Annotated in this window: 17 protein-coding genes; 9 read left to right on the top strand and 8 right to left on the bottom strand. The window is 67.4% G+C overall.

What is annotated here, in order from left to right:
• Window positions 1-35: 35 nt before the first annotated feature.
• Entirely contained in the window at window positions 36-2,585 is a 2,550-nt protein-coding gene (gene lon, locus ACIQ6O_RS02610; RefSeq protein WP_396206211.1) for an endopeptidase La, read from the bottom strand.
• A 327-nt stretch (window positions 2,586-2,912) separates the two neighbouring features.
• Between lon and ACIQ6O_RS02615 the strand changes: the two genes are divergently transcribed.
• Window positions 2,913-5,036: a protein kinase gene (locus ACIQ6O_RS02615; RefSeq protein WP_396206212.1), complete on the top strand. Its 2,124-nt coding sequence runs from the start codon at window positions 2,913-2,915 to the stop codon at window positions 5,034-5,036.
• Between the two features lie 17 nt (window positions 5,037-5,053).
• Window positions 5,054-7,054 (top strand): protein kinase, encoded by a 2,001-nt coding sequence (locus ACIQ6O_RS02620; RefSeq protein WP_396206213.1) that lies wholly within the window; start codon window positions 5,054-5,056, stop codon window positions 7,052-7,054.
• 6 nt (window positions 7,055-7,060) lie between these two features.
• Here ACIQ6O_RS02620 and ACIQ6O_RS02625 read toward each other — a convergent pair whose 3' ends face one another.
• From ACIQ6O_RS02625 to ACIQ6O_RS02640, 4 genes are all read right to left on the bottom strand, one after another.
• Window positions 7,061-8,467: a M24 family metallopeptidase gene (locus tag ACIQ6O_RS02625; protein ID WP_396206214.1), complete on the bottom strand. Its 1,407-nt coding sequence runs from the start codon at window positions 8,465-8,467 to the stop codon at window positions 7,061-7,063.
• 162 nt (window positions 8,468-8,629) lie between these two features.
• Window positions 8,630-8,932 carry a hypothetical protein gene (locus tag ACIQ6O_RS02630; RefSeq protein ID WP_396206215.1) on the bottom strand — a complete coding sequence of 101 codons (303 nt, stop codon included), beginning with the start codon at window positions 8,930-8,932 and terminating at the stop codon, window positions 8,630-8,632.
• Between the two features lie 9 nt (window positions 8,933-8,941).
• On the bottom strand, window positions 8,942-9,796 hold the full coding sequence (locus tag ACIQ6O_RS02635) for an alpha/beta fold hydrolase (RefSeq protein ID WP_396206217.1): 855 nt from the start codon (window positions 9,794-9,796) through the stop codon (window positions 8,942-8,944).
• A gap of 142 nt (window positions 9,797-9,938) precedes the next feature.
• A complete protein-coding gene (locus ACIQ6O_RS02640) occupies window positions 9,939-10,331 on the bottom strand; it encodes a hypothetical protein (protein ID WP_396206218.1) in 393 nt (130 codons plus the stop codon).
• A gap of 151 nt (window positions 10,332-10,482) precedes the next feature.
• Between ACIQ6O_RS02640 and ACIQ6O_RS02645 the strand changes: the two genes are divergently transcribed.
• Together ACIQ6O_RS02645 and ACIQ6O_RS02650 are read left to right on the top strand one after the other, a co-directional pair.
• Window positions 10,483-11,676 (top strand): hypothetical protein, encoded by a 1,194-nt coding sequence (locus tag ACIQ6O_RS02645; protein WP_396206219.1) that lies wholly within the window; start codon window positions 10,483-10,485, stop codon window positions 11,674-11,676.
• 75 nt (window positions 11,677-11,751) lie between these two features.
• Window positions 11,752-12,912, top strand: a complete 1,161-nt coding sequence (locus ACIQ6O_RS02650; RefSeq protein WP_396206220.1) for a DEAD/DEAH box helicase — start codon at window positions 11,752-11,754, stop codon at window positions 12,910-12,912.
• 31 nt (window positions 12,913-12,943) lie between these two features.
• On the opposite strand, the gene ACIQ6O_RS02655 is transcribed toward ACIQ6O_RS02650, so the two are convergent.
• A complete protein-coding gene (locus tag ACIQ6O_RS02655; RefSeq protein WP_396206221.1) occupies window positions 12,944-13,366 on the bottom strand; it encodes a GspH/FimT family pseudopilin in 423 nt (140 codons plus the stop codon).
• 206 nt (window positions 13,367-13,572) lie between these two features.
• On the opposite strand from ACIQ6O_RS02655, the gene ACIQ6O_RS02660 reads away from it, so the two are divergent.
• The 3 genes from ACIQ6O_RS02660 (at window position 13,573) to ACIQ6O_RS02670 (ending at window position 18,848) form a co-directional block, all read left to right on the top strand.
• Window positions 13,573-14,652, top strand: a complete 1,080-nt coding sequence (locus ACIQ6O_RS02660) for a 6-phosphofructokinase (protein ID WP_396206222.1) — start codon at window positions 13,573-13,575, stop codon at window positions 14,650-14,652.
• Between the two features lie 379 nt (window positions 14,653-15,031).
• Window positions 15,032-16,111, top strand: coding sequence for a hypothetical protein (locus tag ACIQ6O_RS02665; protein ID WP_396206223.1), 1,080 nt, complete (start codon window positions 15,032-15,034; stop codon window positions 16,109-16,111).
• Between the two features lie 46 nt (window positions 16,112-16,157).
• Window positions 16,158-18,848 (top strand): DEAD/DEAH box helicase, encoded by a 2,691-nt coding sequence (locus tag ACIQ6O_RS02670; RefSeq protein ID WP_396206224.1) that lies wholly within the window; start codon window positions 16,158-16,160, stop codon window positions 18,846-18,848.
• Between the two features lie 298 nt (window positions 18,849-19,146).
• Here ACIQ6O_RS02670 and ACIQ6O_RS02675 read toward each other — a convergent pair whose 3' ends face one another.
• Complete coding sequence (locus ACIQ6O_RS02675; protein ID WP_396206225.1) at window positions 19,147-19,683, bottom strand: GNAT family N-acetyltransferase; 537 nt, start codon at window positions 19,681-19,683, stop codon at window positions 19,147-19,149.
• A gap of 177 nt (window positions 19,684-19,860) precedes the next feature.
• Between ACIQ6O_RS02675 and ACIQ6O_RS02680 the strand changes: the two genes are divergently transcribed.
• Window positions 19,861-20,478, top strand: a complete 618-nt coding sequence (locus ACIQ6O_RS02680) for a TetR/AcrR family transcriptional regulator (RefSeq protein ID WP_396206226.1) — start codon at window positions 19,861-19,863, stop codon at window positions 20,476-20,478.
• 121 nt (window positions 20,479-20,599) lie between these two features.
• Window positions 20,600-21,277, top strand: coding sequence for a sigma-70 family RNA polymerase sigma factor (locus ACIQ6O_RS02685; RefSeq protein WP_396206227.1), 678 nt, complete (start codon window positions 20,600-20,602; stop codon window positions 21,275-21,277).
• Window positions 21,278-21,288: 11 nt separating this feature from the next.
• Here the strand turns inward: ACIQ6O_RS02685 and ACIQ6O_RS02690 are convergent.
• The coding region (locus ACIQ6O_RS02690) for a hypothetical protein (protein ID WP_396206228.1) at window positions 21,289-21,855 on the bottom strand (567 nt) is incomplete at its 5' end.

Here is a 21,855-nt window from a genome sequence, read left to right on the forward strand (position 1 = left end):
ACGCAGTCACCAACGCAGTCACCAACGCCCCGCAGTCACACGCCCACGAGCTCCTCCACCGCCTGCGCCACCGTCGTCTGTACCAGCGCGATCTTGAGCACGTCGCGCAGCGTCTCCACGCAGTGGAAGGTGAGCTGCTGGCGCACCTCGTCCGGCACGTCGTCGAGGTCGGCCTCGTTGGCCTTCGGCACAATGACTTCCTTGATGCCGGCACGGTGCGCCCCCAGCACCTTTTCCTTCACGCCGCCGATGGGCAGCACGCGCCCGCGCAACGTGATCTCGCCGGTCATGCTCACATCGCGCCGCACCTTGCGGTTGCTCATCTCGCTCACGAGCGCGGTGGCAATCGCGATGCCGGCGCTCGGTCCGTCCTTCGGAATCGCGCCGGCCGGCACATGGATGTGCGCTTCGCTTGCCCCCGCCACGCGTTCGGCGGGAATCCCCAGCAGTTCGGCGTTGTTCGTCGCGTAGGTCAGCGCGGCGCGCGCGCTCTCCTTCATCACGTCGCCCAGCTGGCCGGTGAGAATGAGAGAGATGGGGCCTACCCGTACCTGCTCTTCATCGTCCGTCGGACGCGTGCGGCCGCCACGGCGGATACTCGCTTCCACGAACATGATGTCGCCTCCCATGGGCGTGTAGTACATGCCCGTGGAAATGCCCACCTCGTCATGTTCCGCCGCGCGCTCCGGGTGCACCTTGGGGCGTCCCAGCAGCTCGCGCACCTCGTCGGCGCTGATCACCTTGTCGGTGATCGTCGCGGCATCACCCGCTGCCACCCGGCGAGCCACCTTACGGGCCACGGCACCGAGCTGACGCTCGAGCTGACGCACGCCGCTCTCGCGGGTGTACTCGCTGATCACCTTCATCACCGCCTCGTCGGTGAAGGCGAGCTCGCGGCCGGCGAGCCCCGACTCCTCCAACTGCCGCGGCACGAGATACGTCTTGGCGATCTCCGCCTTCTCGCGCTCGGTATAGCCGCTGAACGCCACCACCTCCATGCGGTCGAGTAGCGGGCCCGGGATGTTCTGGATGAAATTCGACGTGGCGATGAACAGCACCTCGCTCAGGTCGAACGGCACCCCGAGGTAGTGGTCGGTGAACGAGTCGTTCTGCGCCGGATCGAGCACTTCGAGCAGCGCGCTCGACGGGTCGCCCTGGTACGACTGCCCCAGCTTGTCCACTTCGTCGAGCAGGAACACGGGGTTCTTCGTGCCCGCCTGCTTCATGCCCTGGATGATGCGGCCGGGCATGGCGCCCACGTACGTGCGACGGTGACCGCGAATGTCGGCCTCGTCGCGCGCGCCGCCAAGGGCCACCCGCACGTATTCTCGACCCAGCGCCCGCGCGATGGACTTCGCGATGCTCGTCTTGCCCACGCCCGGTGGCCCGTTGAACAGGAGAATCGGGCCCCGCGCCATGGCGCGCGCCTTGGCCTCCTTCGCGTCGGTAATCTGCCGATCGGCGTCACCGTTCCCTAGCGCGGGCGTGGCATCGGTCGACTCGCCCTTGAGCTTCGACACCGGGAACTCGCCCGTCGTGGCGACCTCGGCCGCCACCTGCTGCGCGCGCAACTGCCGTACGGCAAGGAACTCGAGCACGCGATCCTTCACGTCCTTGAGCCCGTAGTGATCCTCGTCGAGGATGTCGCTGGCGCGCGTCAGCTCCAGGTGGTCGTCGCTTCGTCGGTTCCACGGCAGCTCGGCGATCCACTCGAGGTAGGTGCGGATGACCTGCGCTTCCATGCTTTCGCGGCCGGCGCGCTCGAGGCGCCCGAGCTCGCGCTCTACCTCAGCACGCGCCTCCTTGGGGAGATCGAGCTTGCTGAGCTTCTCGCGCAGCTCGGTGATCTCCTTCGAGGAGTCGTCGTCGCCCAGCTCCTTCTGGATGGCCTTGAGCTGCTCGCGTAGGAACATCTCGCGCTGGCGTTCGCCCAGCTCCTCCTGCACCTGACTCTTGATGTCTTCCTGCGCCTCGAGCAGGCCGATCTGTCGCTGCACATGCACGAGTACGCGACGTAGGCGCTCCTCCACGCTGAGCGTCTCCAGCAGTCCCTGCTTCTCGGGGACCGTGAGCTCGATGTAGCCGGCGACGAGGTCGGCAAAGCGGCCGGCGTCTTCCACGGAGTCGAGCACCTGATGCACGACCTCCTCGGGCAGGCCGCGCTTCTCGCCCAGCTCGGCGGCGCGCTCACGCGCTTCCTTGTGGAGTGCGGTGAAGGCGGGATCCTTGAGGTCGAGCGGCATCATCTCTTCGGCCGGGACGATCACGGCCGTGAGATGCCCCTCCTGCTCACCGTAGTGCAGGGCGGTGGCCCGCTGCTCACCCTGCAGCAGGAGCTGGACACCGCCGAGGCCGCGCTGCACCTGCCCGATGCGGGCAATCACCCCGGTGCTGAAGAGAATGTCGGGAGTGGGTTCCTCGGTGTTGTCGCGCTGCGCGACCGCAAACACGAGCCGGTCACCCTTGAGCGCCGTTTCGATGGCGCGAAGGGTGCCCGGCCGGCCGGCGGCAATCGGCGCGGTGATTCCGGGGAACATGACCGTCCCACGCAGAGGGAGGACGGGAAGTGTCTGGCGCTGACCCATAAGAAATTCCTGAGCAAAGGGAATGGCGCCCTTCCACAGGGCACGATCCGCACCGTCGGGATTACGCCACCACGGCAGACTTGGCAAGTAGAAGCGTGACAGAACGGACGGATCGGTGCGGCCGCGCTGCCATTTCGGCGTCGGATGCGGTGAGCGACCGCGGGTGAGTCATTTTGCAACTTTGCCGTGACCGGCGCCGTAGGGGATTCTGCCGGGTGTCCCGGCCGCCGGCCACATGGCACGGTTCGTCCCCGCGGGATGCTGTTCTGCGTTTCTCTCCGGTGCTACACTAGAGAAGCCGGTTCATCTCCCCGAATACTGTCCCGAGTGTCCGAAAACACCGCCCATCACGCCGAAGACGCCGAACTGCGTGCCCACGTAGAGCAGGCGCTCAGCGCCGCCTACGAGCTCGATCAGGAGATCGGCCGCGGTGGCATGGGCATCGTGTATCGCGCCCGTGACCGCCGCCTCAAGCGGCATGTCGCGATCAAGCTGCTGCCGCCGGAGCTGTCGTTCCGGCGTGACGTGCGCTCGCGCTTCCTGCGGGAGGCGGAAACGGCCGCGCAGTTGAGCCATCCGAACATCGTGCCCATCTACTCGGTCGACGAGGTGGGCAACCTGGTGTTCTTCGTCATGGCGTGTATCGATGGTGACAACCTCGCCACGCTGGTGCAGAAGCGTGGGCCGCTGCCCATCGACAACGTGCGCCGGTGGCTGCAGGAGGTGTCCGATGCGCTCGCCTACGCGCATTCGCGCGGCGTGGTGCACCGCGACATCAAGCCCGACAATATCCTGCTCGACGGCATCGACGGCCGCGCCCTCGTGACCGACTTCGGTATCGCACGCGCCGCGTCGTCTGACAGCGGCGATACGGCGCGCCTGACGGCCACCGGCATGGCCATCGGGACGCCTGCCTACATGAGCCCGGAGCAGGCCTCGGGGGATCGCGATCTCGACGCCCGCAGCGATCTCTACTCGCTCGGCATCGTGGCGTATCAGATGCTGTGCGGTGAGCCGCCGTTTATCGGCGGGACCACCCCGGCGCTGCTCGTGAAGCATCTGGCCGAAGCGCCGGTGCCCATTGTTCAGCGTCGCGCCGATGTGCCGCCAGACCTGGCCGCCATCGTCATGCGCCTGCTCGAGAAGAATCCCGACCATCGCTTTCAGCAGGCCACCGACCTGTCGCAGGCGCTCAAGACGGGCGTCGTACCCCCGGCGCCGGCCGGCGCCACCTCGGCCAGCATGCCGCTGGGGACCTCGCCGGTCACCTTCAATGGGGCGCCCATCGGTGGGATGCCCATGCCGGGCGGCGGTAGTGCGGCCTCCCAGCCGCCTGCCTACCAGCCACCTGCCTATTCGCCGCGTACGCTCACCACGGCGCCGGCCGGTTTCGGCATGGCGACCGCCGGCGCGGCGGCGTCGCCGGTGCCGCGCTACAGTGCGCCATATGGCGAGCAGAACGATGACAGCTACCTGCCCACTGCCGAAGATCTCGCGCGGTGGGAATCGCCCAAGGTGGTGAAGTTCCGCAAGCAGTTGGTGCCGTATCTGTTCGTCAACGCGGCCTTCGTCGCGATCAGCATTTTCGGCGACTCGGGCTTCGGTGGCGTCACCACCATCTGGTCGGTGTTCATGGCCTGGCAGTACGCCAAGCTCTGGTCCGACGGGTACGACTGGAAGGACGTCCTGCGGCAGCCCAAGCATCGCTTGTTCGGCGAGGTCATCGAAGACCTCACGAACTCGGTCATGGCGACGTTCAGCACGCGGAAGCGTGAGGAGCTTCGCGCTCAGGGCAAGCTGCGGAACCGGCTCACGGGCGCGTTGTCGCTCGGTGGTCCCAATGCGTCCGTCACCGCGTCAGCGGAGCGCCGTACCGCGGCGGCCCCGGCGCGCGATGAGGAACTCGGGAGCTACTTGCCCCTCGTGCAGGGCGCGCGCGCCGACCGCGAGGAGATTGGTCGACTGCTCGGCACGCTGCCCGCTGATGAACGCAAACGTATTCCCGACGTGGCCAATACCGCCGTCGATCTCGTGCGGAAGGTCGAGACGATGGCGAAGGATCTCGTGCGCCTCGAGGCCACGCTGTCTCCGGAATTGCTCGCGCGCGCCGATCAGGAGATCGCCGCGCTGGAGGCGGAAGCCAATCCGCTCGATACCTCAGGCAGCGAAGCCCGCGTGCGACGGCTGGCGCAGCTGCGTCGCGAGCGTCGCGCGCTCGTGGACGGGCAGGCGCGGGTGCAGGCGCGTCGCGGTCAGCTGGAGAGCTGCCGCCTTGCACTCGAAAACGTGCGACTCGATCTGGTACGACTCCGTACCGGCTCCAGCTCCGTGCAGAGCGTGACGCTCGTCGCCGAACAGGCCATGAAGATGGCGCGCGAGGTGGACATTGCCGTGCAGGCGGTGAATGAGGTGCGCGACCTTACCTCACCGCGCTCGGCAACGCGGGCCTGAGGTCCCGGACCGCGCGGATGTTCGAGACCCCCGACGTGGCGCCCGCGCAGCAGCCGGGGCAGGGCGGCGCCGGTGATCGCGCGCCCAACATGCACGGCAATCTCGGGAAAGATGGTGCATACGGCGCCGATGCCGGCATGTTGCGCGATCGCGTGACCGCCGCTGTAGGCGACCTCTACCTCATTGGCCAGGAGGTGGGGCGCGGCGGCATGGCGGTGGTGTACGCCGCCGAGGACGTGCGCCTGCAGCGCAAGGTGGCGCTCAAAGTGCTGCCCCCCGATCTCGCGTTCCGCCCGGAAGTGCGCGAGCGATTCGTGCGCGAGGCGCAGACGGCCGCGCGCCTCAATCATCCGCACATTGTGCCCATCTACGCGGTGCACGAGGTGCAGGGGCTCGTATGCTTTGCCATGTCGCTGGTGGAGGGCGAGAGCCTCGCCGCGCGCATCCTGCGCGAGGGGCGGCCGTCGTTCGGCTTCGTGGCGAACGTGCTCGAGCAGATGGCCGATGCGCTCGCCTACGCCCACGCGAGCGGGGTGGTGCACCGCGACATCAAGCCCGACAACGTGCTGCTCGATCGCGATTCGGGGCGCGCGATGGTCACCGACTTCGGCATCGCGCGGGCGGCGGAGAGCGGGTCGCGGCTTACGCAAACCGGTATCGCCGTGGGTACGCCCGCGTTCATGAGCCCGGAGCAGGCCATGGGCGACAAGGAGGTGGACGGGCGCAGTGACCTCTACTCGCTGGGCGTGATCGGCTATCTCATGCTCGCGGGCAAGTTGCCGTTCGACGCGCCGAGTACCCCGGCGATGCTCATGAAGCACGTGAGCGAAACGCCGCCGTCGTTGCGGGCCTATCGCCCCGACGCACCGCGCGTGTTGGTGGAGATTCTCGAGCGGTGTCTCGCAAAGAAGCCCGCCGATCGGTGGGAGAGTGCACTACAGCTGCGCGACACATTGCGGCGGGCGCAGCGCGACGGATCGCTCGCGGCGCCGATGCCGAGTGCGGTGGCACCGGTGCCAGCGGCTCCTGCGCTAGCGTGGACGTACGATTTCAAGTTCGGCCACCGGGCCGAAGACTGGTCGCCGCGGCCTGTCTTCGAAGCGGCGCCTGCGCCACGCCACGCGCCCGCGCCGCCGCTGTCGCCGTCGCCGTCGCCGTCGCCAGTGCTGTCACCGGTGCTGTCGCCGGCACTAGTGGCCGATCGCGTGATGTCATTCCGCCGGAACGTGAAGTGGTTGGCTGCATCATCAGCGATGGGGATCGGCAGTCTCATTGTCGGTGTGTCGCTGGGCGAGGAGGTGTTCATCGCACCCATGCTCGCTGGGCTGGTGCTGGGGCTCGGGAGTCTCAGCGTCGCGGGGCGCAACGCGCTCAAACTGCGGCGCATGGGTGTTTCGCCCGTGGCCGCGCTGAGCGACGGCTGGCGCAGTGCGCCGTCCGCGAGGGACACCCGTCCGCACCATGTGCGCCTCGCCGAGTTGGTGGACAAGACCGCCGGCGCCGTGGCGCAGTCGGCCTACGGCGACAGCGTGCGCAACGCGTGCGATGATCGGCTTGTGATTGCCGAGATCACCAATGGGCTCTCAGTCGAAGACAAGGCGCTCGTGCCCGATGTGGAGCCAACGGCCGACGCGCTGTTGGAGCGCATCGGCAGCCTGGCCAGCGGTCTCGAGCGTCTCGATCGTGACTTGCCTGGCGGGGCACGTGCCGACTTGCGGGCACGTATCGCGGTGCTGGAGGCCGAGCCGGAGCAGAGCCCCGACCGTGAGCGTCGCCTGTCGTTGCTCACCCGTCAGCTGGCGTCGCTCGAAGATCTGGAGTCGCGCCGTGACACCATGCGCCGGCAACTCGACAGCGCGAGCATGGCGTTGCGCAGTCTCCGCTTCGACATCGTGAAGCTACGCACCCTCGGCGTGAACGCCGCCGCCGACGTGACGAGCGCCACGCAGGAAGCGCGCGCGGTGTCGCGTGAGTTGGGCTACGTACTCGATGCCGCCGAAGAGAGCCGCCGGCTCTGACGGTCGTCAGACGTCGAGATAGCTCCACTCTTTCGTGAAGGGAATCCGGCTCATCAGCACGGCCCGGTCCTTGAGTACGACGAGCCGATCACTCGGATTGATCCCGATGCCGTTCTTTTCGTCGTAGAGCCCGGGCTCCACCGAGAAGGTCATGCCTTCTTCGACCACGGAGTGGTCACCGAGCGCGAGAAACGGTGGTTGATGCCCCACGAAGTTCTGCCCTTGCCCATGGCCTGGGCGATGGTAGATGTACTCCTGCATCCCCTGCTTGATCTGATACGCGTGCACCTTGTAGGCGATATCGGAGCAGACTGCCCCCGGCTTCGTCTCTTCGACGATCATCTGTACGGTGTCGGCCACCACCTGCCACATGCGATCGTGCGCCGCGTTGGACGGCGTGAGAATGTAGTTGCGATAGCCTTCGCCGCCGTACCCGCCGAGCAGGATATCGCAATTGACGTACACCGGCTGCCCTTTGCGAATGGGGGCGTGAAAGAACTGGTTCGGGTGCGGGTACGCCGTGGCGACACCGGTGCGCACGTAGTGGCCGGTAACCTCCATGCCCACGGCCGTGTGCGGACGCCCGTCACGTCGCACATCGCGCATCATGAGATTGATCCCGTACTGCGACAACGCCTGTCCCACCTGATAATCCGTGGCGCGCGTGCCATGCTCGAGGAGATAGTCACGCGCGAAGCAGTGCACGAGATCGAAGTAGCGGTACGCCCGCTGCGTGAGGGCGATCTCTTCCGGCGTCTTGATGATCTGCATGCGAAGGCACGCGTCGCTGATGTCGACCCATTTGGCGTTCGGGAGCACCCGCTCAAAGGTGCGCTGCGCCGATGGTGTCAATTCGCGATCGAGCCCGATCGTCACGTCTCCCAGGCCCTTCGCGGCGAGTTTGCCGAGGACCCACGCCCACAGATCGACCCGGGCGCCCTTCGTGAGCTCCCCGCGGTTGGGGAACCCGCCCTCTGCATGCGGATAGCAGAAGTAGTACTCGTTCTCCGTACACCACCACGACGTGATCAGGTCGCGATCGATGGCCGGCGAAAACCAGTACACCGAATCGGCCTCCCGCGTGGGCATCATGGCCCACGTCGTGCGCTCGCCACTGCCGCGGAAGCAGCCGGTGAAGTAGACGAGATTCACATCGCTCTGCAGCAGCACCACATCGACCCCACGATCGCGGACCTGTTCGCGAAGCCGGCGCGACTGGGCCTGATACCAGGCGAGTGGCAGGCGGTCCACCCCGACCGGCGCCGGTGTCGGATGATGGGGGTTTTCGACGAGCAGGCGTTCCGAGCCGCTTCGCGTCGAGGTGGCCTGGGCACTCAGCGCGTCGGCGGCGGCGGCGGCGCTGGCGAGTCCCAGGCCGATCTGGCGAACGAAGTCGCGACGGGAAGCAGTCATGTGCCGAATCGACGCCCTCGCCGGAAGCGCGTCAATGGGCGGTCGTCATCGGTACCAGCGCTACGGCCCGCAACGGGCCACCGGACCCGCCCTCGATCTTCGTGAGCGTAATCACCGGAATGTGGCGCGCCGTCGGGCGCCGTCAGGCGTGCCGCATTCGCATCAGTAACCTCGCTCTTCGAATTCCTGAACCATCGACCCATGGCCGTAGCGGGCGGCGGCCTCCATACCCTTCTGACAGGCGGCCCGCGCCTCGTCGGGCCGACCCAGCGCGGTGAGCGCATCGGCATAGCGCAGCCACCCGTTGCCCTCGTCGTCGTAGGCCGCCAGATACGCCGCGAGTTCGGTGGCCGCCTCCTCGAGCAGGTTGGCCTTGAGCAGTTCGTTGGCGAGTCCGAAGCGCACGAGCGCGTTGTTGGGCTGCCGCGCGGCCATTGCGCGCATGGTATCGAGTCGGTCGGTCATGAAAAAAAGTCAGCGGGAAATGAGCTCGCCCACGAGGGTGCCCAGGCGATCGGGTGCCTCCTCCGGCGCGACATGGGCGACGCCGGGGAGCGTGTGAACGGTAGCGGTACCATTGGTGGCGGTCTTCACCCAGTCCATCACGCGAGCACTGCGCGCGTCGTCGAGGAAAGGATCGCTGTCACCGAGCACGAGGGCAGTGGGACACCGGATGGCACCCGACGCCAGCGCCTCGACCGTGTCGCCACGCGAGCGTTGCAGCGCCGACAGCTGCGCGCAGGCGGCATCGCGCCCCTCGCGCAGGCGGAACGGCTTGAGATACACGTCTAGCGACCGCGCCCCCGTGTCGCGATGCGCGAAGCAGGGGAGCAGCACCGAGTGCAGGGCGGACGCGAGCCACGCGGGCGCCAGGCGCTTCCATAACCACACCATCGACGCCACCCGCCGCACCCGCCGGTTGAGCAGCCCCTCGGCCGCGTTGCCGGCGAGCAGGGTGGGGTTCACGAGCATGAGGTGTGCGATGCGCTCGGGGTGTTCATGCGCCACGCGGGCCGCGATGGCTGCCCCCATGCCGTGGCCCACGAGCATCACCTCGCGCACGCCCATCACGTCGAGCAATCGCTCCAACCGGGCCGCGTGGGCGGCCACGGTCATGGCGTGTGTCCCCGGCGGATCGCTGCGGCCGTGGCCCAACAGGTCGAGCACCAGCACCCGGTGTCCCTTGGGGAGACGCGGCAGGACGTCCTGCCACAGGTGGGACGACGTGAATGACCCGTGCACGAGCACGATGGGATGCCCCACGCCGCGCTGGCCGAAGGCATAGCAGTACAACCGGACCCCATCGAGGTCCACGAACTCGCCGCGCACTCAGGTGCGCCGGCGCCGAGGGTTGGCCGCGTTCGCCATTGCCCTCAACGCTAATGCGGAGTCGGGATGCCGGAAATGACAGCGGGGCACCGGCGTGATGCCGATGCCCCGTGCTCGCTACCCGTGAGCGGTGCGCTGCGGCTCAGACGCCGCCGCGACGCCCCTGCGGCATGTTCTTGAGGTTCTCCTCGAACTTGGCCTTGTCGGCGTCGCTCGTGAGGATGCCCTTGAGCGCCTCGTTACGGTCGGCGTTCATCTTCTGCATCTGCTCGCGCATGGACGCCATGTCCCCGCCGCCCGAACGGGCCGCCTGCATGGCTTCCATCTGCTTCTGCATGCCCTGCATGATGAGGGTATCGGCCTTGGCCGACTGGGCCGCCGAGAGGGTGATGCCCTGGAAGAGCATCTCCTTCTGACGGGCGATTCGCTGCTCGGGGGACATCTGCATGCCGCCCATGCCGCCGCCCTGGGCGAAGGCCGGCGTGGCGATCGCGAGGGCCGCCACGGCGGCGATGACTCGAAGCGAGTTCTTCATGATTGGGATCGGTGGGTGGGGTGAAGCCGGCACACGACGCCTTTGCGACGTGTCCGACGCCTCCAGATATAGACGTATCCCCCGCCGAAACCGTTAAGGAACGCCTCGCCCCTCTGGCGGACCCCGGATCGGGGCGTACAATACCGGCATCGTGACCATTCCTCCCTCGATTCCACCGTTGGCGGACTTCGATACCGCACTGGTCCCCGGCGAGTTCACCGTGTCGCGGCCGGTGTTCGTGCCGCCACCGCCGCCACCGCCCCCGGTGCTCATTCCCGTGACCTGGCTGCTCGATCACGGCGCACCGGCTGTCCAATTGCGGGTGCTGCATGAGGTCGCCGGCCTCCGAGTGCCGGAACCGGGGCTGGCGCGCTTGCCGTATGCCAGCCGCGCTGGCTGGCAACTGCTGGGCATGCAGGACCGTGACGGCACCTGGGCGGCCGGCATGCTGAGTGTCCCCAGCGGCTCGCAGCTCGTGGGGGTGGGGACCATCCCCGCCTTCCGGCGCCTGCTCGAGCTCGGGTGGGACCTCGAGGCGCCCGGGATGCTCGCCACCCGGCGGCTGTTGTTCCGGTTGCTGGCCGAAGACAACGACCCCACGCTGTTGGCCGAACTCCGCCCCGACGGTGACGACGAGGATCTCGTGCGCCGCGGGCGGTTGCTGCTGCGCGAGGCCGCGGCATGCGCACTGGCGCAGGCGGGCTTTGAGAGCGACCCCCGGTTGCGGGGGGCGGCCCGTCGGCTCATCGATCGGGTTGATGCGTTTCTCCGTTCGCCGCTCGCGGCGAAGCCGTGGATGCGGATCGGCAATCAGCACGTGTTGCCGGTCGAGGTGGCCGCGCCGTCGTTTCATCTGCTGGTGATGCTGGCCCACATGCCGCAGTTCCGCAGCGAGCATGCCGTGTTCATGGATCGCCTGTACGAGTGGATCACCCAGCCCTGGCCACGGCAGGCCCCGGTGCAGCAGGTCGGGGCGCATCTCGTGGAGCAGTCTCATCTGGTGCTCGGCGACTTCCTCAGCACCCGTAGCGCACTCGACGGCGACATGCCCAGCGCGGTGGGCTGGCTGGAAACAATGGCCCGACTCGGCTTCCTCGGGCGTCACGAAGGGTGGGTCAAGCTGTTGGATCGCACTCTCGACGATCGCGGCCGGCGCGGCATCTGGACGCCGCCACGCTCCATGAGCATGCCCGATCAGGTGCCGCCCTGGGCCTGGCCGGGGCTCCCCCTGCACGACAGCGCCCCAGAGCCCGGCGCCCATGACGCGGAGGCGCTGTCGGCCGACGTGACGTTCCGGCTGGCCCTCATCGCGAAGCTGGCGGGGCGCTCCCTCGAGTTCAGCTGACCCGCGCGGGTGGGACGGCCGATCGCGGTTCGTCCCACCGTTCGTCGCGAGGGGTGTTATGTTTCTTGGCTATACATGACAGTCATCGATCCTGATACGCTTGTCGGCGATGTAACCTTCGCCGATCTGGGGCTGGCAGCGCCCCTGTTGGACGCCCTGCGGGAAGCCGGGTACGAGCGCCCGACCCCCATTCAGCGCGAAGCCATTCCGCTCGCCCTGACGGGGCGGGACCTCATCGGGCTGGCGCAGACGGGCACCGGCAAGACCGCCAGCTTCACGCTGCCCATGGTGCATCGCCTGCTGGGCGGTCCGCGCCGTACCCGCGTGCTCGTGCTCACCCCCACCCGCGAGCTGTGCCTGCAGGTGGAGGAGAGCGTGCGGAAATACTCCAAGCACGCGCCGGTGGACTGTATTCCGGTGTACGGCGGCGTGGGCTACGAGCCGCAGGAGCGCGCGCTCCGCAACGGCGTGGATGTGGTCGTGGCCACCCCTGGCCGTCTGCTCGATCATCTCGAGAAGCGGAACGTGGACTTCACGTACCTCGAGACGCTCGTGCTCGACGAAGCCGACCGCATGCTCGACATGGGCTTCGCGCCGCAGATCAACCGCATCGTCGAACAGATTCCGCGCTATCGCCAGACGCTACTCTTCTCCGCCACCATGCCCCCCGAAGTGGAGGCACTCGGCCGCAAGTACCTGCGCAAGCCGGTGGTGGTGCAGGTGGGTCGCCGGTCCGGTGCGGCAAAGACGGTGACGCACGCGGTGTACCCGGTGCCCCGGCATCGGAAGAACGACCTACTGGTGCACCTGCTCAAGGCCGACGAGCACGACTCGGTGCTGGTGTTCACGCGCACCAAGAGTGGCGCCGACCGCGTGGTGCGCGATCTGTCGCAGGCGGGCATTCAGGCGGGCGCGATGCACGCCGACAAGTCGCAGCGTGAGCGCATGGCCGCCTTGGAAGATTTCAAGAGCGGCAAGCTGCGGGTGCTGGTGGCTACCGATATCGCCCAGCGTGGGCTCGACATCAGCGGCATCACGCACGTGATCAACTTCGACGTGCCGCAGCAGCCGGAAGACTACGTGCACCGTATCGGTCGTACCGGCCGTGCGGCGAGCACCGGGGACGCGTACACGTTCATGAGCGCGGAAGAGATCGGCATGGTGCGCACCATCGAACGCGTGATCGGGCAGGAGATCCCGCGAGTGTCGGTACCGGGGTTCGACTTCGGTACGTAACCGCGTCGAGTGCCGGCGGTCCGACATCGGATCACCGCCATTCGACGCGCCCAAGTCGCGACACCATGATCGTGTCCGCGCGCGCGCCTCTGGAGAGCACGAGGCGCAGGTTGGCGCCGCCGAGTCCGAGCCCGTCTGGGGCGTAGGCCATGGAGTCCCGGGTAGCCGCCACGTGCACGCCCCGCTCGGCGAAATCGGCGGTGGCCAGGGTATCGGGGCCGGCGTGCACGATGACCCGTCCGCCGGCGCCGTCGAGGTGCACGGCCGTGCGTTCGCCGGCCGACAGGGCGTGATCACGCGCCAGGGCGAAGAGCGCGGTGGATTCGCGCGCGGCGGTTTCCACGGCGGCGGCCTCGAGCAGGGGCGCGCCGCCCGCCAGAGTCAGGGTGGCGAGGATGCCGAGGATGGTGAGAACGAGGAGTTGTTCGAGGGAAGTGGAGCCGGGGCGGAGCATGGGGGCGAGGGGGAGGGGCGGAGGGAGGCGCAGCGGACGTCGACACGGCGCTCGTCGAACCGGTTCCAGGATGCACCCGGATCATCCTCCGTCCGTTACCGAAAACCGCCGGATTGTGCCATTTCGGCGCATTTCCCCCTTCTCCCCTATTCACGCCCCGTGGGTACATTGGGGCTCACCCCATCACCCACGTTATTTTCAGAAACATGCGGATTGCCATTTCCACCGGCGGCGGTGACGCCCCGGGCCTGAACGCCGTTATCCGGGCCGCCGTCCTGTCGGCGCGCACCCGTGGCTGGGACGTCCTGGGTATCAAGCGTGGTTTTGCCGGGCTGCTGGGCGAAGACGAGATCGTGCCGCTCACGGTGGACAGTGTCCGCGGCATCGCGAGTCAGGGTGGTACCATCATCAAGACCACCAATCGCGGCAGCCCGTTCTCTTACCCCATCCAGCAGCCGGATGGGAGCTGGCAGCACGTCGACCGCTCCGACGAGCTGGTCGAGAACGCCCGCAACCTGGGGATCGAGGCCATCATCTCCATCGGCGGCGACGGCTCGTTGAAAATCGCACAACAGCTGCAGGCCAAGGGCGTGCGGGTGGTGAGTGTGCCCAAGACCATCGACAACGACGTGGCCGGGACGATCACCACGTTCGGCTTCGACACCGCCGTGAACACGGCGATGGAAGCGATCGACAAGCTGCACACCACGGCCGAGTCGCACGACCGCGTGATGGTGCTGGAAGTGATGGGGCGCGAGGCCGGCTTCATCGCGCTGCACGCCGGGGTGGCGGGCACGGCCGATGTGATCCTCATCCCCGAAATCGAGTGGGAACTCGACAAGGTGTGCGAGAAGATCATGGAGCGCGATGCGAGCGGAAAGCGCTTCAGCATCGTCGTGGTGGCGGAAGGCTCGAAGCCCAAGGGGGGGAACGAGTCCATCATCGGGGCGTCGCTGCCGGGGCAGGACCGCCGTCTGGGCGGCGTTGCCGAACGCCTGGCCTACGACATCCAGCAGCAGACCGGTAAGGAAACGCGCTCGATGGTGCTCGGGCACCTGCAGCGCGGGGGATCGCCCACGGGGTACGACCGTCTGCTCGCCACGCGCTTCGGTGCCGCGGCCGTGCAGGCCGTGGCCGACAAGAAGTGGGGGCACATGGTGGCGCTGCAGTCCCCACACATTGTGCCGATCCCGATCGAGGAAGTGTTGCGTGAGACGAAGCGCGTAGACCCGAAGCACGATGTCGTGCAGACGGCGCGCATGATCGGCATCAGCTTTGGGGACTGATCGAGACTCGAGGCGGGGAGACGCGAGAGAGGCGAGACTGAGCGGCGAGGTTTCAGAGGGAGAAGTGTGCTCGGATAGAAGTGAGAGGTCAGCGGTCTCGAGGTGAGAAGCGAGTAGGCCCCTCACTTCTCACTTCGAGAGTCCTCGCGCTCACTTCTATCCGGGCTCGGTTCGCACGCTGGCGCCTCGATTCTTTCTCTCAAGTCCCGGGGCGCAGATATCAGCGGGGACACCCCCTGTCCCCCCGCCTGGACACGTTCGCGCCCTTGCGGATCCTCCCCCTGTCCCTAGGGTACCGTACTACCGATACTTAGGACGACCCGGCCGTGGATGGACGGGGATGGCATGCCCCCTGCCCCTGACGACGGCAGGCGGTCGGATGCGGTCCACCCTGGATACGCGCCGGCCACTGCTGGAGGATGTGCCCGTGACGTTACTCCCGAATTCCATGGCGTCGCGCTCGCCGCGACCGCGCATCACCGCTCCGTGGCGCCTCTTCCTGGCGGTCGCGGTGCTCGCGTTGGTGGCCCCGGTTGGTCAGGCCTTCGGGCAGGCCCGCGACAAGGAGAAGGACCGCGACAGCGACAAAGCCGGCGTACCCCGCGAGTACCTGCCACCGGCGGGGATGTGCCGCGTGTGGGTTGAAGGCGTGCCGCCGCAGCAGCAGCCGGCCCCAACCGATTGTGCCTCGGCCGTGCGCAACCGTCCTGCCAACGGTCGGGTCATCTACGGGGAGGACAAGGCGAAGGGGAAGAAGGTCGACGACCTCCCCGTCAAGAGCCTGCGCAGCACCGACAAGAAGGGGCCGCCGCTCGTGCCGCCCGACCTTTCGCAGGTCGATACCCGCGCGCGCGACGCGTGGGAGGCCAAGAAGATTACCGACGAGCAGCTCCATGGCGACCGGCCGGCGACCAGCGCGCCGGCTTCTTCGTATCCGAGTGGTCTGCCGTCACATCCAGGGCCAATGGGGTCATCTGGCGGGTACGTGACCCAGGGCGGAGTGGTGGTGCCGGGGGCGGTCAACGATCCGCGCTACTTCAATCAGACCGCGCCGCCGCCGGGCTATGGCAGCTCCACCTGTCTCGACCGGGACGGCGATGGCTGGTGCGATGATCTCCGCTACGGACCGCCGGTGTGCACCGATCGCGACAAGGACGGCCGGTGCGATGACCTCCCGGAATTCGCGTCGCGCGCGTATCCGCAGGTGCTGCCGAGCATGCGCAGCGCCCTCGACGTCGTGCAGGGACGGCCGAGCACCGAGATCATGCAGTGGCTCGGCACCAACGAGTTCATCGTGCGGATCCCCGATCAGGGGCGCGGCGGGGTCCCGTGGCGGGCGCTCTTCCTCGACGGCAACAGCGAGCTGCTGCAGGTATGGACCGATATGAACCGCGATGGCCGGGCCGATCGGGTGGAAGTGTTCAAGAACGGGCAGCGGGTGAAGCTCATCCAGCGCTGAGTGGTCCTGGCGCGACCCACGCAGCAATCCGGGGTAGATTGCAGACGTGAGACAGACCACCGACCGCTATCTGCCGCCCGACCGCGAGACCTTCCTCGCGTCGAAGCCCGCCACCGGCCGCATCATCGTCATCGCGCCCACGCGCGCGGCGTGTGAGACGATCGAGCTCGCCGTAGGGCTGCACATCGAGACGTTCCTCGAGCGCACGCGCGGCGATGACCTGCGGCGCCTCGCGGCGAGCGGCGAGGGCTTCGGCATCGTGGCCGGCACGGGCACCGGCAAGACACTCGCCATTCGCCCCATCGCCGAAACGATCCTCGGCACCACGGACATCCGTGTCGGCGTGGTGAACCGCGAGCGCGAAGCCACACCGGAAACGCCCACGTGGAACGTGGTGATCATCACCACCGGTATTGCGCGTCGCTGGTTCCAGGATGGCGACATCCATCCCACCGACACGCTCATCGTCGACGAGATTCACCAGACGAGCGCTGAGCTCGAGCTGTGTCTCGCGCTGGGCAAGCGCGTGGGATGCCGCTTCATCTGGCTGTCGGCCACGGTCGATCCTTCGTTCTACTCGCGCTATCTCGACAGCGCCGACGTGCTCCAGGTGACGGCGTTCGACGCCACGAAGGCCGCGAAAGTGGAAGTGGAGCGCAAGCAGCCGCTCACCTTCCTCGACGAGCGCTTCCTGCAGAAGCTCGCGCGCAGTGAACGCGGCGTGGCGATCTTTCTTCCCACGCGTGCGAGTGTGGAGGAAGCGGCTGAATGGGTGCGACATCGCTTCCCTCGCATCACGGCGGCGCATTATCACGGCGGTGAGCCCATCCGCGTGATTCGCCCGTTCCTCGAGGGCGCGGTACCCAAGCCGTTCTTCATCGCCATGACGGCGGCGGGGCAGAGTGCGCTCAATGTGCCGGGGCTCGATACGGTCATCATCGACGACACGCGCTTCACCAATCTCATCGATCGCGGGCGCAACGTGCTCACGCGCGTGCACCTCGGCGCCAACGAAATCCTGCAGATGGCGGGACGCGTGCACGGGCGCGTGGAAGGCGGCCGCGTGTACATCCTGAGCGATCGCGATATCCGCTTCGAGGCACTGCGCCCGACCGAACCCGAGTTTCAGCTTGCCGGCGACAGTGAACGCGTGGCGCTCACCTGCGCCGATCTCGGGGTGCGCGCCGATTCGCTCGACCTGCCGGTGCCGCTCGATCGTGCGTCGTATCGCAAGGCGCTCACGTTGCTCGAGGAGCGCGGCCTGGTGGAGAACGGTCGCCTCACCGCCTACGGGCGTGCCGTGGAGGCGTTGCCGGTAGAGCGTGCGTGGGGCGAGTTGATCGTGAACGGCGACGACGACCTGCTGCCGGCGCTCGCCGTGATGAGTGGCGTGGAGAGTCTCCATCGCATGACGCGCGAAGGGCGTGATCTCGAGGGGCTCGTCGTACGCGGCAGCGATCATCTCACGGCGTACAACCTGTATGCGGAAGGATTCCGCGTGGCCGGGTATATCGGTGAGGTGTATGGGCTGCCGCGGCATCTGTTCGAGGCCGAGCGCATCGCGCACTGGGCCGAGCAGCGCGGCGTATTGGTGAAGGCGCTGGAGGATGCCGCGCTGGCGATGGCCAGCGTGTATCGCAGCGTGGGTATGCCCTTGCCGCAGACGCTGCCCATCGCGGGCGCGGCCATGCATCGGCGTTTTGGCGAATTGCTGGCTCGCTACATGCCCTTCGATCTCGTGATCGAGGAAGAGACCGTCGACGGACACGAGGCGCGGGTGTCCAAGACGAGTGTGTGCGGGTCGTGGGGCGCGGTGGCGGGTTCGCTGCGCTACTTCGCCGATCGCCACGGTATTCCGCGCGCGGCCATCGAGGGCACGCAGCTGTCGATGGATCTTGTGCGTCAGCATGCGCATCGCCACGAGCCCGAGCTTGCCCTCGATGCCGATCGCAAGCACTCGCCGGTGCTGCTGCGTCGTCGCGTGACCTATTACGGGTTCGAGCTTTCGCGCGAGAGCGAGCCACTGCCGGTGTTTCCGCCGGAGTATGCCAAGGGGGCGCGTCATCTGTTGGCGGAAGCGGCGGCGCGCAGTGAACTCCGCCACAGCGCGGTGCGGCGCAATCAGCCCATCGTGGAAGAGGTACGTGAAGTGTGGCGACGCCTCGGCGGGATCACACCGCGGCTCGGGCAGGCAGAGCTCACGGCGTGGTACGAGGCGCGCATGGGGCAGGCCACGAGTTGGGAAGAGATCCGCGCATTGCCCATGCTGCTCGACCGTCGCGACTGGGTAAGCGACGCGCAGCTGGCCGCGGCGCGTGCGCTGCCGGGCGCGGTGGAGATCCGCGATCGTACGGTGAGCATCGACTACGACGTGGAAGAACACGATGGCGGGAGCGTGCCCGTGGCGCGGCTGCGGTTACCCGAGAAGGTGGCGCGCACGATGGTGACAGAAGAGTTGCCAACGCTCGATCGTGCGCTGCGCTTCGTGGTACCGCGAGGCCAGCGCGGCTCCGTACGCGCCGACGATCTGCTGGAACTGCAGGACAAGCTCGATCTGCCGTTCACCGATGAGGAGCGCGCGGCGCACGATGCGCGGAAGCGGGGCGCCGCCGAAGGTGGGAGACGCGGAGAGCGTCGCGGCGAGGGGAATCGCGGTGAGTGGAGCCGCGGAGGGAAGCCGGGCGGTGGGTACCGCAAGGGTGGAGGGGGGCGGCATCCGGGGAGAAAGCGGCGGTAACTGCGGGGGGTGACTGCGCCTGAACTGCAGACGGCAGACGGCAGGAACTACAGCACGCAGTTGGGGAGAAATTAGGAAAGCGGCGGTCTGCGCTTCGCGCGCCGCCGATGTCCCCACCGCAAAGGAAATCGGGCGCCCCGCGAAGCGGTGGCGCCCGTTTTGTTCTACCACACTCCTCCGTGACTGCGTGCTGTGGTTCCTGCCGTCTGCCGTCTGCTGGTCAGCGCCGTTACGGCCCGCCGTTACGGCCCGCCGTTACGGCCCGCCGTTACCTCCCGCCTTTCCCCGTGCCGCCGCCTCAAGTTGGCAGCGTCGCCTCGTACGTCTCGGTGCGTTCGATCCGAAAGCCGCGCTGCTGGTAGTTCGGCAACGCCGCCGGGCCGTCGAGCGTGCACGTGTGCAACCACACACGATTGGCACCGTCGGCAAACGCGAGGCGCACGGCTTCGGTCAGCAACCACCCGCCGATGCCCCGGCCGAAGACGGTGCGATCGATGCCGAGGTAGACGATCTCCGTCGCTCCATCCTGGTGGCGTTCGAGTTCGAGAAATCCGGCGGTCGTAGACACGCCGCCATCGGGATCAACGACGAGCCGGTAGACCTGTACCTCGGCGCGGGCGAGGTGCTGCTGGACACGCTCGTCTTCCCAGGCGTCCCGGTCGTGCCAGTGCCATGGGGCACCGATCTGGGCGTACAAGGCGCGCCAGTGGTCGACGGGGCAGGGATCGAGTCGCTCGAGGCGCACGGCCAGTGCGGGCGCCGATGACGGTTGGAGGTCGGCGAGGCTCGGGAGGCTGAGGTAGGTCCGCACAACCTCGACGAGGCGGGGCGCCATGTTCGGCGGGGATTCTTCGTTAGGACCGATCGGTCCTAATTTGATGGATTCCACGGAAGGATGCACCGCTCGGCGGAAAATGGATGGGCTGGCCTAAGTGACTGTGATATAATGTGTTGATTCTCAGAAAAAGTCACTCTTGCGCATAGGACCGTATGGTCCTATCATATGCCCACGATGTCAGACAGACGCACGCAGATCCTCGACGCCGCCGCCACGCTCATTTCCGAGCGCGGGTTCACGTCCACCTCGGTGGATGACGTGATCAAGGGGGCGAAGCTGAGTGGCAAGAGCCACTTCTATCACTACTTCAAGTCCAAGGAGGAATTGGGCTACGAGGTACTGAATCGGCAGTTCGAGCGGTTTGCCGAGCGTGGTCTGGCGATCCTGCGTGAACCGATGATCGATCCGCTGGAGCGTTTGAATCTGTTCATCGACGCCGTGGTCGCCCTGCAGTCGGAGAGTGGTGGCCGTCGGGGGTCTCCGTTCGGCAACCTGGCCGCCGAGCTGGCCGATGCGCACGAGGGGTTCCGAGTGCGTATCGAGGCGGTGTTCGAGCGATGGGCCAGTCAGATCCGCTCGTTGCTCTGGGAAGCGCGCCCGCAGCTGCACGACGATGTGGATGCGGTGCGCCTGTCGCGGTTCATCATCGCGGCACTCGAGGGTGCCGTGCTCATGACGCGAGTAAAACGTGATCTCTCGGTGCTCGAGGGGATCGCGGCCGATCTCAAACGCTTCATCGCCATGCATGTCCGCGACGGCGCGGTCCTGCAGAACAGCCGGAATCTCGAGTAGGCCTCCGGCAGCCTCAAACGGGTATGGATCGAGAACACAAGAAGGGACATGTCGGTCTCTTCGGTGACAGGATGACGCGATGGTCGCGAGTGCGACCCCTTGGAGACGGATCATGGTGAGCATGGACGACACAGTGATGGAGCAGACGACGATGCGCGACGACGCGAAGACGGCCCAACGGGCCGAGGCGGCGTCGTTGGCCGATCGTGCTGCCCGCCGTGCGCAGTTCGAGCGCGAAGCGCTGGTGCACCTGGATGCGCTGTATTCCTTCGCGCTCAAACTCGCCCGGTCACGCGACGACGCCGAGGACCTCGTGTCGGACACACTCCTGCGCGCCCTCGAGCGCTGGGAGCAGTACCACCTCGGGACGAACATCCGCGCCTGGCTCTTCACGATCCTCTACCATGTCTTCGTAAGCCGCAAGCGCCGCATCGATGCGCGCGAAGTGCAGCAGCCCGAGGATACCGAGGGATGGGCGCTCTTCGAGGCAGTCGGCGAGGCCGATCCCGAGAGCAAGTTCTACGACTCGTTCCTCGATGAAGAGATCACGCGTGCCATCCGCTCGCTCCCCGAGGAGTATCGCTCGGCCGTCGTTCTGAGTGATCTGCAGGGGCTGCGCTACGCCGAAATCGCGAACGTGCTCGGCGTACCGGAAGGCACGGTGAAGTCGCGGCTCTTCCGCGGTCGCCGCCTGCTGCAGCGCAAGCTGGCCAACTACGCCGTCGAGATGGGCTATCTCAAGGAGTCGGTCGTGCGCGCCGTCATGAGCCCGTCGGTGACCACGCTGATGAGCGCGTAACCGTCGGGCGCTCAGTCCGCGAGTTCTCTCGCCCCGCTCGCCAGCGCCGCGAGCGCGCGCTCTACCGTTCCACTCCATTGCCGCAACTGCTCGCGTAGATCGGCGAGCTCCTGCCGGGCCACGTGCGCTTGGGCCGCGGCGTCGTCGTGCAACACGGTCAGCTCCATGACGCGCTCCTGCATCACCGTGAGCTGCGCCACGGCGTGATCCCGCTCGTACTCCGTGTGCTCGATCAGCTCCTGCGCGCCCGCGCGCGTGTGCGTGAGCAAGGTGCACATGGCCCGCCAGGCGTCTCGCTCGAGCGTGAGCTGCCGGCGCGTGGCGGTGTCTTCGGCGAGGCGCTCGCGCAGGCGCATGAGCCGCTGCACCAGTGTGCCATTCCCGTCGACGGCCGTCCCCGGGCCGAGCATCGCGAGCGCGGCCTGGAGTTCGCGATCGAGTTCGGAAGAGCGCCGCAGCTGCTCGTCGCGCGCGGTCCGTGTCTCGTCGAGGGTGGCCAGCGCTTCGCGCAGCGCGCGCAGTTCCACGGCGATGCGTCGCACGCCCCGCGCATCGCCCTCAGCTACCAGCCACCGGAG

This window comes from Gemmatimonas sp. (assembly GCF_044345575.1).
Lineage (GTDB): Bacteria > Gemmatimonadota > Gemmatimonadetes > Gemmatimonadales > Gemmatimonadaceae > Gemmatimonas.

Coding starts and splice junctions, on each gene's coding strand:
- ACIQ6O_RS02685 (WP_396206227.1), top strand. CDS start 20,600: ATGGACGACACAGTGATGGAGCAGACGACGATGCGCGACGACGCGAAG.
- ACIQ6O_RS02680 (WP_396206226.1), top strand. CDS start 19,861: ATGTCAGACAGACGCACGCAGATCCTCGACGCCGCCGCCACGCTCATT.
- ACIQ6O_RS02620 (WP_396206213.1), top strand. CDS start 5,054: ATGTTCGAGACCCCCGACGTGGCGCCCGCGCAGCAGCCGGGGCAGGGC.
- ACIQ6O_RS02625 (WP_396206214.1), bottom strand. CDS start 8,467: ATGACTGCTTCCCGTCGCGACTTCGTTCGCCAGATCGGCCTGGGACTC.
- ACIQ6O_RS02630 (WP_396206215.1), bottom strand. CDS start 8,932: ATGACCGACCGACTCGATACCATGCGCGCAATGGCCGCGCGGCAGCCC.
- lon (WP_396206211.1), bottom strand. CDS start 2,585: ATGGGTCAGCGCCAGACACTTCCCGTCCTCCCTCTGCGTGGGACGGTC.
- ACIQ6O_RS02655 (WP_396206221.1), bottom strand. CDS start 13,366: ATGCTCCGCCCCGGCTCCACTTCCCTCGAACAACTCCTCGTTCTCACC.
- ACIQ6O_RS02660 (WP_396206222.1), top strand. CDS start 13,573: ATGCGGATTGCCATTTCCACCGGCGGCGGTGACGCCCCGGGCCTGAAC.
- ACIQ6O_RS02640 (WP_396206218.1), bottom strand. CDS start 10,331: ATGAAGAACTCGCTTCGAGTCATCGCCGCCGTGGCGGCCCTCGCGATC.
- ACIQ6O_RS02675 (WP_396206225.1), bottom strand. CDS start 19,683: ATGGCGCCCCGCCTCGTCGAGGTTGTGCGGACCTACCTCAGCCTCCCG.
- ACIQ6O_RS02650 (WP_396206220.1), top strand. CDS start 11,752: ATGACAGTCATCGATCCTGATACGCTTGTCGGCGATGTAACCTTCGCC.
- ACIQ6O_RS02665 (WP_396206223.1), top strand. CDS start 15,032: ATGCGGTCCACCCTGGATACGCGCCGGCCACTGCTGGAGGATGTGCCC.